14 protein-coding genes are annotated in these 14,715 nt (G+C 70.7%); 12 read left to right on the top strand and 2 right to left on the bottom strand.

What is annotated here, in order from left to right; all coding sequences use genetic code 11:
* The first annotated feature begins 138 nt into the window (after positions 1 to 138).
* From ASG91_RS11690 to ASG91_RS11660, 7 genes are read left to right on the top strand one after another with little or no spacing between them, the layout of a single operon-like run.
* Entirely contained in the window at positions 139 to 312 is a 174-nt protein-coding gene (locus ASG91_RS11690) for a Flp family type IVb pilin (protein ID WP_056922831.1), read from the top strand.
* Positions 313 to 369: 57 nt separating this feature from the next.
* On the top strand, positions 370 to 615 hold the full coding sequence (locus tag ASG91_RS11685; protein ID WP_056922830.1) for a Flp family type IVb pilin: 246 nt from the start codon (positions 370 to 372) through the stop codon (positions 613 to 615).
* 56 nt (positions 616 to 671) lie between these two features.
* Entirely contained in the window at positions 672 to 1,451 is a 780-nt protein-coding gene (locus ASG91_RS11680; protein WP_056922829.1) for an RcpC/CpaB family pilus assembly protein, read from the top strand.
* Between the two features lie 9 nt (positions 1,452 to 1,460).
* Positions 1,461 to 2,666 (top strand): AAA family ATPase, encoded by a 1,206-nt coding sequence (locus tag ASG91_RS11675; protein WP_056922828.1) that lies wholly within the window; start codon positions 1,461 to 1,463, stop codon positions 2,664 to 2,666.
* On the top strand, positions 2,663 to 4,033 hold the full coding sequence (locus tag ASG91_RS11670) for a CpaF family protein (RefSeq protein ID WP_056922827.1): 1,371 nt from the start codon (positions 2,663 to 2,665) through the stop codon (positions 4,031 to 4,033). Before ASG91_RS11675 ends, ASG91_RS11670 begins: the two co-directional genes overlap by 4 nt.
* Positions 4,033 to 6,009, top strand: coding sequence for a type II secretion system F family protein (locus tag ASG91_RS11665; RefSeq protein WP_056922826.1), 1,977 nt, complete (start codon positions 4,033 to 4,035; stop codon positions 6,007 to 6,009). The genes ASG91_RS11670 and ASG91_RS11665 overlap by 1 nt, the downstream gene beginning before the upstream one ends.
* Complete coding sequence (locus tag ASG91_RS11660) at positions 6,009 to 6,929, top strand: type II secretion system F family protein (RefSeq protein ID WP_056922825.1); 921 nt, start codon at positions 6,009 to 6,011, stop codon at positions 6,927 to 6,929. Before ASG91_RS11665 ends, ASG91_RS11660 begins: the two co-directional genes overlap by 1 nt.
* Positions 6,930 to 7,043: 114 nt before the next feature.
* On the opposite strand, the gene ASG91_RS11655 is transcribed toward ASG91_RS11660, so the two are convergent.
* Together ASG91_RS11655 and ASG91_RS11650 are read right to left on the bottom strand one after the other, a co-directional pair.
* The gene (locus ASG91_RS11655; RefSeq protein ID WP_056922824.1) at positions 7,044 to 7,694 is read right to left on the bottom strand and encodes a response regulator transcription factor; all 651 of its coding nucleotides are present in this window, start codon (positions 7,692 to 7,694) and stop codon (positions 7,044 to 7,046) included.
* Positions 7,691 to 9,280, bottom strand: coding sequence for a sensor histidine kinase (locus ASG91_RS11650; RefSeq protein WP_056922823.1), 1,590 nt, complete (start codon positions 9,278 to 9,280; stop codon positions 7,691 to 7,693). The genes ASG91_RS11655 and ASG91_RS11650 overlap by 4 nt, the downstream gene beginning before the upstream one ends.
* A 151-nt stretch (positions 9,281 to 9,431) precedes the next feature.
* Here ASG91_RS11650 and ASG91_RS11645 point away from each other — a divergent pair, with 151 nt between their 5' ends.
* The 5 genes from ASG91_RS11645 to ASG91_RS11625 all read left to right on the top strand — a co-directional run bounded on the left by ASG91_RS11645 (position 9,432) and on the right by ASG91_RS11625 (position 14,660).
* Complete coding sequence (locus ASG91_RS11645; RefSeq protein WP_056922822.1) at positions 9,432 to 10,325, top strand: ComF family protein; 894 nt, start codon at positions 9,432 to 9,434, stop codon at positions 10,323 to 10,325.
* Between the two features lie 228 nt (positions 10,326 to 10,553).
* Positions 10,554 to 11,204 (top strand): ribosome hibernation-promoting factor, HPF/YfiA family, encoded by a 651-nt coding sequence (gene hpf / locus ASG91_RS11640; protein ID WP_056922821.1) that lies wholly within the window; start codon positions 10,554 to 10,556, stop codon positions 11,202 to 11,204.
* Positions 11,205 to 11,274: 70 nt separating this feature from the next.
* Complete coding sequence (locus ASG91_RS11635; RefSeq protein WP_056922820.1) at positions 11,275 to 11,985, top strand: response regulator transcription factor; 711 nt, start codon at positions 11,275 to 11,277, stop codon at positions 11,983 to 11,985.
* Between the two features lie 30 nt (positions 11,986 to 12,015).
* Positions 12,016 to 13,209 (top strand): winged helix-turn-helix domain-containing protein, encoded by a 1,194-nt coding sequence (locus ASG91_RS11630; protein WP_235545576.1) that lies wholly within the window; start codon positions 12,016 to 12,018, stop codon positions 13,207 to 13,209.
* A 98-nt stretch (positions 13,210 to 13,307) separates the two neighbouring features.
* On the top strand, positions 13,308 to 14,660 hold the full coding sequence (locus ASG91_RS11625) for an MFS transporter (protein ID WP_157606321.1): 1,353 nt from the start codon (positions 13,308 to 13,310) through the stop codon (positions 14,658 to 14,660).
* Positions 14,661 to 14,715: the final 55 nt, after the last annotated feature.

The following is a 14,715-nucleotide window of genomic DNA, read 5'->3' as shown; positions in this document are numbered from 1 at the left end:
TTCGGGGGAGAGAGTGGAGTCGAAGGTGCCGGTTGGGGATGGCATGACGGACGATTACCCACCGTCCTCGGAACTGCGAGTCTTCTCACCGCGGGGCACACGGCCACCGCGCCCGTTGGTCTCGAAAGGACTACTCACATGCACAAGTTCGCCGCCAAGCTTCACACCAAGCTCGTCTCCCGCGAGAAGGGTGCGACCGCCGTCGAGTACGGCCTCATGGTTGCCCTCATCGCGATCGTCATCATCGTCGCCGTTGCGCTGCTCGGCACGAACCTCAGCACGCTGTTCAAGAACACCGCCACCAGCATCTGACGTAACCAAGAAAATCCGACGGGCCACAACTTCAGCCCGCCGAACCCAGGAGGAAGCATGACCGCACGACTCGCTCGTATCGCGCCCTTCGGCCGGTCCGCCGCGGGAGTGCGGCTGCGCTCCTCCGACAGCTGGCTGAACCGTGGTCGCCCCGGAGTCCACCGGGGCGACCACGGAGCCACCGCTGTCGAGTACGGCCTGATGGTGGGCCTCATCGCCATCGTCATCGTGGTCTCCGTCGTGGCCTTCGGGCACAACGTGAGCGACCTCTACAACGTGCCGTCGAGCATCTTCAACCCGTAGGACGCGCCCCGCCGGCGCGTCCTCCACCGTCTGACCTCAAGCAAGGGAATCACATCGTGGGACGCAGAATCGTCGCCATCTTCGCGGCCGCCGTCGTGGCACTGCTCGGCGTGGTCGCCGTGCTGATGTACGCCAAGGGTGCTGACGACAGGGCCATCGCTGCGCAGGACCCATCGTCCGTGTATGTGGTCAAGTCCGTCGTGCCCGCTGGCACGACGCTCAAGGACTCGGTGCAGAGCGGCCTGATCATCAAGACCTCGGTCGCCGCGAAGGGTGTGCCGCTCGGTGCCCTGCAGGGCGTCACCGGTTCGAATGGTGGGCTGTACGCCCTCTCGGACATCCAACCCGGCGAGTACGTGCTCGCCGACCGCTTCGGCACCAAGCCCGTGGGCACCAAGGCCATCGACGTGCCGGCCGGTCAGGTCGCGGTGTCCATCGCCCTGGCTGACCCCGCCCGCGTCGGCACCTTCCTCACGCCCGGGTCCAAGGTCGTCCTGTTCGACACCTACACGCCCACCGAGACGGCAGTGAAGGACGGCGCCGACGCCACCAAGCTGAGCCAGCAGACCCGCGTCCTCCTCGACGACGTCCTGGTCATCGCGATGGGCGAGGCCTCGCTCACCCCGACGCAGGCCCCCACCGACGCGGGGGAGGACTCCGCCGGCTCGGCTCCGGTCCGGGGTGCCCTCATGACCGTCGCGGTGTCGCCCGCTGACGCCACCCGCCTGGTGCACGGGATCCAGACCGGCAACCTGTACGCCGCACTGCGTGGCACGGACCCCAAGATCGACCTCGGTAAGGTCATCTCCGAAGCCACCCTCTTCTCCGCCAAGTAGGAGTGCGTCATGACCCTCCTGTGGGACGCCGACCCCGGCGCCACCGAGCGCTACGACTTCGCGGTGGGTGCGATCACCCGCTTCGAGACCCAGGCCACCATGGTCCGGGCGCTCGAGGACAACCCGACCGAGCTGCTCGTCCTGATCGGTCCGGACGTCGACATGGATGCCGCCTGCCAGTTCGCCGAGCTCTGCCGCGTGGAGCGCCCCGAGCTCGGGGTCATCCTCCTGCGCCGGCGCATCGACGTGGCCGTGCTGGGCCAGGCCCTGCGCGCCGGCATCCGCGAGGTCATCACCTCCGACGACGTCACCGGTCTGGCCGATGCGGCGCGCCGCAGCCGCGACCTCTCGACCCGCGTGCACGGGCACGCCGGAGAGTCGGGGGGCGTCGGCGCCAAGACGGCCCGGGTCGTGACGGTGTTCTCGGCGAAGGGCGGCGTCGGCAAGACGACGTTCGCGACGAACCTCAGTGCCTACCTGGCCTCTACCGGCTCGCGAGTGCTGCTCATCGACCTCGACCTCGCCTTCGGCGACGTCGGCATCAGCCTGCAGATGCTGCCCCAGAACTCGATCATCGACCTGGTCAGCATGGCCGGCAACATCGACGAGCAGGCCATCAAGGCCGTCGTCACCAAGCACGACAGCGGCCTCGAGGCGATCAGCGCGCCGGCCGAGCCGAGTGACGCGGACCGGGTGCCGGGCACCACGGTCGCCGAGCTCGTCCGCGTGGCCAAGCGGCACTACGACTACGTCATCCTCGACACCCCGCCGGCCTTCACCTCGCACGTCCTGGCGGCCTTCGATGACAGCGACCTGCTGATCCTGATCGCCACCCTCGACATCCCCGCGGTCAAGAACCTGCGCCTCACCCTCGACACCCTCGACCTCCTCGGCAACAAGAAGGAGTCACGCCTTGTCGTGCTCAACCGCTCCGACGCGAAGGTCGGGCTCCGACCGGAGGACGTCGTCGCGGCCATCAAGCAGGACATCGCCGTGATGGTGCCGAACAGCACCGCGGTGCCGGCCTCGGTCAACCGTGGGGTGCCGATCATCCTCGACGAGCCGAAGCACGCGGTGAGCGTCGCCCTGCGCGACCTCGCCGACCGCTTCATCCGTGTCCCCGACGCCCCGACGGGTGCGGCCGACGCACCCGGGACGTCACAGCAGTCCCCCAAGGCCAGCCGCTGGTCCCTGTCGCGTGGAGGTAACCGATGAGCCTGGCCGACCGGCTCGAGAGCGTCCGTCGCAGTCAGGCGTCTGCGACCGAGTCCAGTGCGAGTGCGCCCTCGGCCAACGACCGGCCGCGCCTGATCGACCCGTTCGCCACGGTGAAGGCCAGCGTCCACCAGGCGCTGATGGACTCGCTGGGTCCGCAGCTGTACGACCCGCACCTCGACCAGAACGAGCTCGAGCAGAAGGTGCGGCACACCCTGCAGGAGGTCATCGACCACGAGGACACGCCGCTCTCGCTCGCCGACCGCACGCGGATCTCCCAGGAGGTCTCGGACGAGATCCTCGGCCACGGTCCGCTGGAGCCGCTGCTCCGCGACAGCGAGATCACCGAGATCATGGTGAACGGGCCCGACCAGATCTACGTCGAGCGCGCCGGCAAGCTGTATGCCGTCGAGACCCACTTCGCCTCCGACGCCCACCTGCGCCGCACGATCGACAAGATCGTGGGCCGCGTGGGTCGCCGCGTCGACGAGGCCAGCCCGCTCGTGGACGCCCGCCTGCCCGACGGATCGCGTGTCAACGCGGTGATCCCGCCGATCGCCTTGGACGGGTCGCTGCTCACCATCCGCAAGTTCGCGACCGACCCGTTCACGGACAAGGACCTCATCGCCTTCGGCACCTTCACGCCGCAGGTCCGCGACTTCCTCTCGGCCTGCGTCCGGGGTCGCCGCAACATCATCATCTCCGGTGGTACCGGTTCGGGTAAGACGACCCTGCTCAACGTGGTGTCGTCGTTCATCCCCGCCGACGAGCGCATCGTCACGATCGAGGACGCCGCGGAGCTCCAGCTCCACCAGGACCACGTCCTGCGGCTGGAGTCCCGCCCCTCCAACATCGAGGGTCGCGGCGAGATCGCCATCCGTGAGCTCGTCAAGAACTCGCTGCGTATGCGCCCCGACCGCATCGTCGTCGGTGAGTGCCGTGACGGCGCCGCCCTCGACATGCTCCAGGCCATGAACACCGGTCACGACGGCTCGCTCACCACCGTGCACGCCAACAGCCCGCGCGACAGCCTGTCCCGCCTCGAGACCATGGTGCTCATGGCCGGCGTCGACCTGCCCGTGCGAGCCATCCGCGAGCAGGTCGCCGGCGCCGTCGACATGGTCATCCAGCAGGCCCGTATGAAGGACGGCTCGCGTCGCGTCACCGCGATCAGCGAGGTGATCGGCATGGAGGGCGAGATCATCACCATGCAGGATCTGTTCACCTTCGACTACAGCGCCGGCCGGGACGAGCAGGGTCGCTTCCGCGGCGCGCTCAAGAGCAACGGGCTCCGGCCCAAGTTCGCCGACGACCTGCGTGACCAGGGCATCGAGCTGCCGGCAGACCTCTTCATCAAGGGGTTGTGATGGTGCGTGGTACCCAGCGCGCCGGCCGCGCGCTGCTCACCGCGGGACTGGTCGGGCTCCTCGCCGCAGTGCCTGCCTTGGCCGCGGACAGCTCGGTCACGGTGACCGGGATCGAGGTCAAGTCCGGCAACCTGATCGGCCTGATCTCCTCCACGTCCGGGTCGGACATCGACCCCTCGCTCGACGTGACGGTGGCCGGGAAGACCTACCCGGTCGACGCGATCACCAGCGGCTCCGGCTCGCCAGTGGCCCGGACCGCGATCATCGTCGTCGACACCAGCGGCTCGATGGGGACGACGGGGATGGCCACCGTGCGCTCCGCCGTCGGGGCGTTCCTCAAGAGCGTCCCCGACGACGTGCGGATCGGCGTCGTGTCGTTCTCCGGCAAGGCCAAGCTGAACCTCCCGCCCACGGGCGACCAGGGCAAGGTCCAGACCGCGGTCAACGCCCTGACCGCCGACGGTGAGACCGCGCTGTACGACGGGGTCACCCTCGCGGTGAAGTCGCTCGGCAGCAAGGGCGAGCGCAGCCTGTTGATCCTCAGCGACGGTGGTGACACCGCGAGCACGGCCACCCAGGCCTCGACCGTGGCCGCCCTGAAGGGTGCCAAGGTCCGCGCTGAAGCCGTCTCGTTCAAGTCCACCGACAGCAACGTCAGCGTGCTCCAGAGCTTCGCCAAGGCGGGCGGCGGCAGCGTCGTCTCCGCGGCCAACGCAGGCAGTGTGCAGAACGCCTTCACCTCCGCTGCCAAGACCCTCGCCTCGCAGCTCAGCTTCTCGATGCCGCTCCCGGTGGGCGTCGGTGGCGCCCAGAACGTCAAGATCTCCGGCCAGTCGAACGGCAAGCCGTTCGCGACGACCGCGCTCGTGGACTTCGGAGCCGGCGTGGCCGCCCCGACCAAGGCGACCTCGGACAACTCACCGGTCGTCGGCCCCACCGAGGACGTCGTGAAGGCGGCACCCAAGCCTGCGGTCCTGCCGATCCTCGGGGTCTCCCCGATCCTCGGCATCGCCATCGGGGCGGTCTTCCTGGCCCTGATGGTGCTGGTGATCTCGCTGGCGAGCTCGTCCTTCAAGTCCGGTCGCCGCACCCGGGTCGAGAACATCGACCGCTACGTGGCCGCCGGCACCGCCGCGATCGGCAAGGCCAAGTCCCGCCCGAACGTGATGTCGGAGAACCTCGTGTTCCTCGGCGAGCGGATGATGGAAGGTCGCTCGTCGACCAGCAAGACGATGGCCCACATCCAGCGTGCCGACCTGCCCCTGCGCGCAGGAGAGTGGTGGGTGCTGCGCATCGTGGCTGTCGTCGCGACGGTCGCCGCCTCGATGATCTTCTTCCGTGGCGGCCTCCTGGCGACGATCGCGGCTGCCCTGGGCGGTCTGGTGGTCGGGATCTTCGGGCCGGCCTTCGTCCTGCGCTTCCTCTCCAACCGTCGGGGCAAGAAGTTCGACAGCCAGCTGCCCGACGTGCTGACCCTGGTGGCCAGCAGCCTGAGCACCGGCTTCTCCCTGCCGCAGGCGCTCGACGCCGTGGCCAAGGACGCCGCCGAGCCGGCCGCGAAGGAGTTCGCCCGGGCCCTGGCCGAGACCCGCATCGGCTCTGACATCGCGGACTCGCTGGAGCGGATGTCCGACCGGATGGACAGCGACAACATGCGCTGGACCTCGATGGCCATCCGGATCCAGCGTGAGGTCGGTGGAAACCTGGCCGAGACGCTGCGCACCACCGCCAAGACGCTTCGTGAGCGTGAGGAGCTCCGTCGCCACGTCCGCGCCCTCTCGGCCGAGGGCCGGCTGTCGGCCTACATCCTCGTCGCGCTCCCGATCGGGGTCTTCCTCTACACGATGAAGACCAACCGTGAGTACATCGAACTCCTCTGGACCCGACCGATGGGTATAGCCATGATCATCGGCGGCGTCATCTCGCTCGGCATCGGCATGGCCTGGATGCGCAAAGTCGTGGATGTGAAGGTCTGATGGGAACAATTCTGCTCGTCCTCGCGCTCGTCTTCATCGGTGGAGCTCTGGGCACTCTGGTGCTCGCCACGGGCCTCGGCGCCGGCCAGCCCACCGGGGTCGCTCGGTCCCTCGACCTGATCGAGCGGACCATCGACAAGAACGAGGTGGGCAAGTCCGACCTCCCGGCCATGGAGCGGCTCGTCGCCCCGATGCTCAACCAGACCCGCGCCCTCGCGCAGCGCCTGTCGCCGACCGGGGCCAACGACCGCATCGTGCGTCGGCTCAACCTGGCCGGCAACCCCGGCTCCTGGACGGTCGAGCGGGTGATGGGCGCCAAGGGCATCGGCCTCTTGGTGGGAGCGGTCCTCGGCTTCCTGTTGGGCGGACAGCTCAGCATCCGCGGCCTGGTCATCTGCGCCGCCGCCGCGGCAGCCGGGTTCTTCCTGCCCGACCTGCTGCTCATGAACACCGGCCAGAAGCGCCAGGAGGAGCTGCAGCGCGGCCTCGCCGACGCCCTCGACATGCTGACCGTCTGTGTGGAGGCCGGTCAGGGCTTCGACGCGGCGCTGCTGCAGGTCGCTCGCTCCACCACCGGCCCGATCTCGGGTGAGTTCGCCCGCGTGCTGTCGGAGATCCAGATCGGCAAGACGCGAGGCGCGGCGTTCTCCTCGCTGGCCGCCCGCACCACGGTCTCCGAGGCCAAGACCTTCGTGAGCGCCCTGGTCCAGGCCGACCGGCTGGGTCTGCCCATCGGCAACGTGCTGCGCGAGCAGTCCAACCAGATGCGTCTCGTGCGCCGTCAGCGGGCCGAGGAGAAGGCCATGAAGGTGCCGGTGAAGATCCTCTTCCCGATGCTCCTGTTCATCTTCCCCGCCCTGTTCATCGTCATCATCGGCCCCGGTGCCATCCGGATCGCCGACACCTTCGGGAACATGTGAGCTGACCCCACCAGCCGGTACGACAGAAGGACCCCGCCACCGGCGGGGTCCTTCTGCATGCGGTGCGTCCGCGGCACACCCGGTCGCTGTGGTGGGTATGCCGCGTGGTGCTGGTCAGTGCCGCGCGTGGCCCACCGACTCGGCCTTCACCAGCCCGAGGCGCAGCGCGGACATCACCGCGGAGGCGCGGTTGTGGGCGCCGAGCTTCTCGTAGACCTTGGAGACGTGGGTCTTCACGGTCGACTCGCTCATGTAGAGCTTCTTGGCGACGGCCGCGATGGAGTCACCGGCGACGAGGCGGTCGAGGACCTCGGCCTCACGGGGCGTGAGGCGGGGCTTGTCGCTCGAGTCCCGACGGCGCAGCGCCTCGGCGAGCCCGGTCGCCATGAAGGCGTCGGGCGCGACGGCGGCCCGGCGGACCGCGGCGATGACCTCGTCGGAGGGGGCCGACTTCAGGACCAGCGCCGACGCGCCCAGGTCGAGCGCCTCCAGCAGGGTCTCGTCGTCGTTGTGCATGGTCAGGACCACGATGCCGAGCCGGGGCGAGGCCTCGCGCGCGGCGCGGGCCAGCACCAGTCCCGAGCCGTCGGGCATGGACACGTCGACGACGAGCACGTGGATGAGGTTCTGGGCGAGGACGGTGCGTCCCTCTGCGATGCCTCCCGCCTGGCCGACGACGGCCAGGTCGGGCTCGCTGTCGATCATGCGGCAGACGGCTTCGCGGACGAGGGTGTGGTCGTCGATCACCACGACGTTGATGGTCATGAGGGCTGGGGGATCCTTTCGTTGGACAGCGTTGCTGAGGGAGCGGCGCCACGAGCACGCATGCGCATGCGGAGGGCGACGCCTTCAACGCCGAAGGGTTCGATGGAGATCTCCCCGCCGAGGCTGAGCAGGGGATGGTCGCCGAAGTCGCGTTCGGTGAGGGTGCTGGTGCCGTCGTGAGCCATCCACAGCTCCACTCTCGGGGCTGCGACGTTGAGCCGCACCTCGACGGTCTCGGCATTGAGGGAGTGCCGGGCGTCGGCCAGCATCCGCAGGAACAGTCGGTAGATGAGGACCTCGGTGTGCGCGGGCAGCCGGAACCCGGTCTCGCTGAGGTGCATCCGGGTGGTCACGCCCGACGACGACCCGAAGTTCTGGAGCCGGGCGCCGATCATCGCGCCGAGCCCGGTGTCGGGGCGCACCGCGATCCGCAGGTCGGCGATGTGCAGCCGCAGGTCACCCAGGACCCGCGACACGTCCACGCGCAGGGCGTCCAGCTCGTCGGCGAGGGGGGAGTCGGCGCCGCGTGCCTTGCGCCGCACGGCATCGATGCCGAAGCCGAGCGCGACCATCTCCTGGGCGATCCCGTCGTGCATCTCCCGGGCCAGCCGCTCGCGCTCCTCCAGCCCGGCGCGCTCGCGCAGCCCGGCGAAGAGCACCGACAGGTCGATGTTGGCCGCATGGCGGTCAGCCACGCCCTGGGCCGCGACGAGGTCCTCCTCGCGGAACGGCGTGACCAGGGGGCGGTCGGCGACCAGGAGGCCGAGGCGGTCGCCCTTGTCGTCGTTGAGGGGCACGACGATGACCGAGCGGGCGACGAGGTCGTCCTTCCACTCCGCGAGGGTCGCCTCGCCGCGTCGCCAGGTCCACGCGAGGACGGAGTCCTGCTCCATGGGGTCGGGCCAGGGCGTGCGGTCAGCGCCACGGATGGCCAGCGGCACGGCCGGGTCGTCGCCGTAGCCGACGAGGATCGCGCTGCGGGCCGAGCGCATCTGGTTGCTGAGGTCCTGGAGCGCCATCTCGGCGGACCCGGGCGCGTCGAAGCCGGTGTCGAGGGTGTCGGCGAGCTCGTGCAGCCGGCGGAGCAGCAGGCTCGCCTCGGCCGCCACGTTGGCGTCGGGGAGCACCTCCTCCGGCTCGAGCTCGCGGGACCAGGCCCCGAGCAGCCCGAAGAGCACGGCCAACAGCGAGGCGAGGGTGATCAGCTGGGCTTCGGGCGGCGTCAGCTGCTTGAGCCACTGCGAGGTGGCCAAGGCGACGACCAGGCCGACCAGCGGCGCGGAGAAGGCGCCGGTGCGGGCGAACCGCGATCCGGCGTGGTAGGCGGGGATGAGGATGAGCAGCTTGGACCACGATCCCTCGCTCCCCATGCCGATCCCCGCGGAGACGACCCCGACGACCAGCAGCGCGATCAGCTGGGTGTTCCGGAAGGCGCCCTGGATGACGGTGAGGTACCCGAGGCTGGCCGCGGCGAGGTCGAGCGTCACCACCAGCAGGATCCACGGCAGGGCCGTGACGAAGCTTCCGTCGATGTAGGCGAACAGTCCGGCCACTGCGGCCATCGACAGGCGGAGCCGGGTGGACACGGCCAGATGGGGCAGCCAACGCATACACGCCTCCCGTCTCACGTCCCCGGCGCCCAGCAGTTGTCCACAGGCCGAGGCCCAGACTAGTCGTGTCCCCACGCTTGCGCCCCCCAATCAGCGGCAACACACCGTCGAGCCCACGATGTGGCCCATGTCGCGCGAGCGCCCATGGTCCAGCCCGGTCGGAGCCGTCGACGCTCTCCGTGCCCTGACCGACCTCGCGCTCCCCGTCGGCTGCGCCGCCTGCGGGCGCCCGGACCACCTCCTGTGCCCCGCCTGCGAGGCCGACGTGGCGGCCTCCCTGTGGCCGAGCGGCCCCAGGGCCGTGCGTCCGCGGCCGGTCCCGCGCGGGCTGCCGCCGGTGCACAGCGCAGGCCGGTATGCCGGGTCGCTGGCTGCCGTCGTCACGGCCTACAAGGACGACGGCCGCCGCGACTGCACCGGCCTGCTGGGCGGGCTGCTCGCCGGCTCGCTGGATGCCGCGGTGGTGGGGTGTCCGGAGGTGGTCGCGCGCTGGCGCCGCGGCGACGGGCCGGTGCTCGTCGTCCCGGTGCCGTCCTCGGCAGCCGCCCGTCGCCGGCGGGGTGACGCGCCGCTGCGGGCCCTGGCCGAGCGCGCCGTCACCGGCTTCGACCCGACTGAGGCGGTCCTCGCCGACGCGCTGCGCGCCCGGCGCCGGGTGGCCGACCAGGCCGGCCTCGGGGCGCGGGAGCGGGCCGTCAACCTCGAGCACGCGATGGCGGTTCGACCACGCTGGGGGGCCGTCGTCGACGGGGCGGCGTGCGTCGTCGTCGACGACGTCCTGACGACCGGGTCGACCCTGGTCGAGGCCGCCCGCGCGCTGCGTGCGGCGGGCGCGACCGTGGTCGTGGCCGCCACCATCTGCGCCACCCAGCGGCGCTCCGGCGGCCGGACCGGGTCGCTGTCCCACGGGTTGGAACGGCACCCGGGGCCGGGTTTCCCCGTCCACGAACCGCCTGAGCACGGCATACAGGTGGCACACCACGGACTCCGGGCAAACGCTGAACCAATCCTTGTGTCGTAAACCTCCGGCGTGGTCTACCGTCGGTACATGGCCCCCCTGGCCCCCGTGCACGTCACGCGAACAGGGCGCCTCGGACGCGGTCCGAAGGGCGCTCTGCGGCAGGGAGCGGAGCAGCAGGACACGCCGACCACCGGGTGCTCCCGCACGCCCGCGTGGAGGTGCTGCCGCGGCTGACCACCGGGCTGCGCAGCCCGACCCACACTCCCGCCGAACCCATGGAGGAACACCGTGGAGATTGTCGTCACCGGACGCCACATGCAGGTCTCAGACCGATTCCGTGACCACCTCGACGAAAAGCTCGCCAAGATCCCGCAGCTCGCCCCCCGGGTGCAGCGCGTCGATGTCATCGTGAGCCACGAGCCCAACAAGCGGCAGGCGAAGTCCTGCGAACGGGTCGAGATCACCTGTCACGTGAAGGGCCCGATCGTGCGGGCCGAGGCATGTCTCGACGACAAGTACGCCGCGCTCGACCTGGCGCTGGACAAGCTGATGGAACGCCTCAGGCGGGCCCAGGACCGCAAGCGGGTGCACCGCGGGAGGCACGCACCCGAGTCGGTGGCCGCTGCGACGGCGCGGATCCAGGAGCCCGGCGCATCGACCGGCGAGGACCACGTGCACGACGGCCTCGACGGTGACGGCGACCGGTTCGGCGCCCAGGGCAACTCGCCGGTCGAGATCCGCGAGAAGATCCACGCGACCGTGCCGATGGCGCTCGACCAGGCGGTCCGCGAGATGGAGCTCGTCGGGCACGACTTCTACCTCTACCACGACGAGGACACCGGCCAGCCGAGCGTCGTCTACCGCCGCAGGGGCTGGTCCTACGGCGTGATCCACCTCGACGTCACCGAGGACGAGGGCGCGGAGCGCAAGGTCTCCTGACCTGCGACGACGACGACACCGGGCGAGCCCAGAGGGCGTTTCGTCCGGTGTCGTCGCTGTCCGTGACAGTATGTGCCTCGTGTCGAATGGGGATGGTGTGCTGGGCAGCGGTGCCGACCCGATCAGGGTCGTCATCGCGGACGACCACGTCCTCTACCGCCGGGGCCTGCAGATGGTGGTGTCGCAGGACGACGACATCGAGATCGTCGGCGAGGCGGGTGACGGCAAGGAGGCCGTCGACCGCACCGTCGAGCTGCTTCCCGACGTCGTGCTGATGGACGTGCGGATGCCCCACACCTCGGGCATCCAGGCCTGCCAGACGATCAAGGCCCTCGTGCCGTCGACCAAGATCATCATGCTGACGATGTCCGACGAGGAGTCCGACCTCTACGAGGCGGTCAAGGCCGGTGCCAACGGCTACCTGCTCAAGGACGTGCCGGGCGAGGAGATCGCCGACGGCGTGCGCGCGGTGTTCAACGGCGACTCACTGCTGTCACCCTCGATGGCGTCCAAGCTGCTCGCCGAGTTCGCCCACATGAGCAAGCGCCAGGGCGAGCGCCCCAGCGGCGTCGGCGCCCCGCGGCTGACCGACCGCGAGCTCGAGGTGCTGCGGCTCGTCGCGCGCGGGCTGGCCAACAAGGAGATCGCCCACCAGCTGTTCATCTCCGAGAACACCGTCAAGAACCACGTGCGCAACATCCTCGAGAAGCTCCAGCTCCACTCGCGGATGGAGGCGGCCATGTACGCCGTCCGCGAGAACCTCCTCGAACCCGGCGAGTGACCTGCAGGCCTGGTTGACCAAGGACGTGGCGTGACCACTGAACCGGTGCGGCTGACGCGTGCCCAGGCACGGCGGATCGCCCTCGCCGCCCAGGGCTTCGCCGAGCCGCGCCCGGCGCCGGGCAGCGCCACGATGCGGCACGTCCAGCGCGTCATCGACCGCGTGCAGATCGTCCAGATCGACAGCGTCAACGTGCTCACCCGCAGTCAGTACCTGCCGTTCTTCTCCCGGCTCGGCCCCTACGACACCGCCCTGCTCGACCGGGCCCGCGACCGCGCCCCGCGTCGGCTGGTCGAGTACTGGGCCCACGAGGCGAGCCTGATCCCGCCCACGACCTGGCCGCTGCTCGACTTCCGCATGCAACGCGCCCTGCAGGACTCGTGGGGCGGCATGCAGCGGGTCGCCCGCGAGCACCCCGAGCTGGTGGCGGCGGTGCTCGCCGAGGTCGGCGCGCGGGGTCCGATCACGTCACGCGGCCTGGAGGCCGCGCTCGAGCACGACCTCCCGCGCCAGCGTGACGAGTGGGGCTGGAACTGGTCGCTGGTCAAGAGCGCGCTCGAGCACCTCTTCTGGGCCGGCCAGATCACCAGCGCCGGCCGGACCAGCCAGTTCGAGCGACGGTATGCCGCGCTGGAGCGGGTGCTGCCCGGACACCTCGCCGCCGAGGTCGCCGACCCCGCAGCCAGGCCGCCGCACGACGTCGCCTTCCGGGAGCTGGTCCTCATCGCGGCCCGGGCCCACGGGGTGGGCACCGAGCAGTGCCTGCGCGACTACTTCCGGCTCAAGCCGGAACAGGCCCGGCCGGCCCTCGAGTCCCTCGTGGCGGAGGGGGCGCTCGTGCCGGCCACGATCGAGGGCTGGAAACGGCCGGCCTACCTGCACCCCGAGGCGCGCCGGCCCCGGAAGGTGCACGCCCAGGCGCTGCTCAGCCCGTTCGACTCGCTGGTCTGGCAGCGGGACCGCACCGCCGCGATCTTCGGCATGGACTACCGGCTGGAGATCTACGTGCCCGCCCACCTGCGGGTGCACGGCTACTACGTCCTGCCGTTCCTGTTCGGCGACGCGCTCGTGGCGCGCTGTGACCTCAAGGCCGACCGAGCGGCAGGGGTGCTGCGGGTGCAGGCTGTGCACTGGGAGCCAGGGGCCCCCGAGGCGGCCCGGGCCGCCCTCGACGACGAGCTGGCCCTGATGGCCGGCTGGCTGGGCCTGGCCGGCGTCGCCTGACAGGCGTTCCTTGGCGGGGCGCCCCCGTGGCGGGATCCTGCCGGGGGTTGTCCGGAATGCGCTGTCAGGCGCCGACGGTTGGCAGATAGCCTGCGACAGTGACGATTCCTGCCGCTACCCAGGTGACGACCCCGACCCGACGGCCGGCCATCCACCGGGCCTGGTGGGTGGCGCTCGTGATCCTCGGCGCCCTCGTGGCCGCAGCCGGCTTCCGGTCGTCGACCGGGGCCCTGCTCGAGCCGCTCGAGTCCGAGTTCGGCTGGTCGCGGGCCACCACCTCCGGCGCGGTCACGGCCAACCTGGTGATCTACGGGCTGACCGCGCCGTTCGCGGCCGCGCTCATGGAGCGGTTCGGCCTGCGCCGGGTGGTCTGCCTCGCCCTCGTCCTCGTGGCGCTCGGCAGCGGGCTCACCACCGTGATGACCGCCCCCTGGCAGCTGTGGCTGCTCTGGGGGGTGTTCGTGGGCGTCGGGGCCGGGGCGATGGCCCTCGTGCTGGGGGCCGTCGTCGCGAACCGGTGGTTCGTGGAGTCGCGCCGCAGCCTGGTCACCGGGGTGTTCTCCGCAGCCGGTGCCGCTGGACAGCTGGTCTTCCTCCCCGGGATCGCCGCCCTGGCCACCGGGCCGGGCTGGCGCTGGTCGGCGCTCGTGGTCACCGGCGCGGCCCTGCTCCTGGTGCCGCTGGTCCTGCTGGTCGTCCGCGACCGACCGGCCGACCTCGGCCTGCGGCCCCTGGGGGCGCACCCGGGTGAGCCGCTCGACGAGCCGGCCACGCGGCATACCGGGTCGCAGGTCGGGCCGGGCCGGCTCGCCGTGCGGACGCTGCGCGAGAGCACGCGCTCGCGGACGTTCTGGATCCTTGTCGGCACCTTCTGGATCTGCGGCTGGTCCACGAACGGGCTGATCGGCACGCACTTCATCCCCGCGGCGCACGACCACGGCATGCCCGAGACCACCGCCGCCGGGCTGCTCGCGCTGATCGGCGTCTTCGACCTGGTCGGCACGATCGCCTCGGGCTGGCTCACCGACAAGGTGGACCCGCGGCTGCTGCTCTGCGGCTACTACGGGGTCCGGGGGCTCTCGCTGCTGTTCGTGCCCGCCCTGCTCGGGCCGGACATCCACCCCAACCTCTTCATCTTCATCGTCTTCTACGGGCTCGACTGGGTGGCCACCGTGCCGCCGACGATCGCGCTGTGCCGCCGACACTTCGGGGTCGCGCGCTCGGGGGTCGTCTTCGGCTGGGTCTTCGCGTCCCACATGGTCGGCGCCGGAGTCGCCGCGAGCTATGCCGGCTGGGTGCGGCAGAGCACGGGCGACTACTTCACCGCGTGGCTGACGGCCGGCGGGCTGTGCCTGTTCGCGGCGCTCGCCTGCCTGGCGATCTCCCGGTCCCCCGAACGCGGCTCGTGGAGCTCGGAGGGGGAGGACGCCGAGGTGGGCGCGGTGGCCTGACCGGGCCCACCGGTCGGCGGCGGTGAGCCCACCCGTCGGCTGCGTTGACAGCCGT

The organism is Phycicoccus sp. Soil802, from assembly GCF_001429605.1.
In the GTDB taxonomy this organism is placed as follows: Bacteria; Actinomycetota; Actinomycetes; order Actinomycetales; family Dermatophilaceae; genus Pedococcus.
This window is presented reverse-complemented; position numbering and strand designations above follow the sequence as displayed.

Coding starts and splice junctions, on each gene's coding strand:
- ASG91_RS11690 (WP_056922831.1), top strand. CDS start 139: ATGCACAAGTTCGCCGCCAAGCTTCACACCAAGCTCGTCTCCCGCGAG.
- ASG91_RS11685 (WP_056922830.1), top strand. CDS start 370: ATGACCGCACGACTCGCTCGTATCGCGCCCTTCGGCCGGTCCGCCGCG.
- ASG91_RS11675 (WP_056922828.1), top strand. CDS start 1,461: ATGACCCTCCTGTGGGACGCCGACCCCGGCGCCACCGAGCGCTACGAC.
- ASG91_RS11670 (WP_056922827.1), top strand. CDS start 2,663: ATGAGCCTGGCCGACCGGCTCGAGAGCGTCCGTCGCAGTCAGGCGTCT.
- ASG91_RS11665 (WP_056922826.1), top strand. CDS start 4,033: ATGGTGCGTGGTACCCAGCGCGCCGGCCGCGCGCTGCTCACCGCGGGA.
- ASG91_RS11660 (WP_056922825.1), top strand. CDS start 6,009: ATGGGAACAATTCTGCTCGTCCTCGCGCTCGTCTTCATCGGTGGAGCT.
- ASG91_RS11655 (WP_056922824.1), bottom strand. CDS start 7,694: ATGACCATCAACGTCGTGGTGATCGACGACCACACCCTCGTCCGCGAA.
- ASG91_RS11645 (WP_056922822.1), top strand. CDS start 9,432: ATGTCGCGCGAGCGCCCATGGTCCAGCCCGGTCGGAGCCGTCGACGCT.
- ASG91_RS11635 (WP_056922820.1), top strand. CDS start 11,275: ATGTGCCTCGTGTCGAATGGGGATGGTGTGCTGGGCAGCGGTGCCGAC.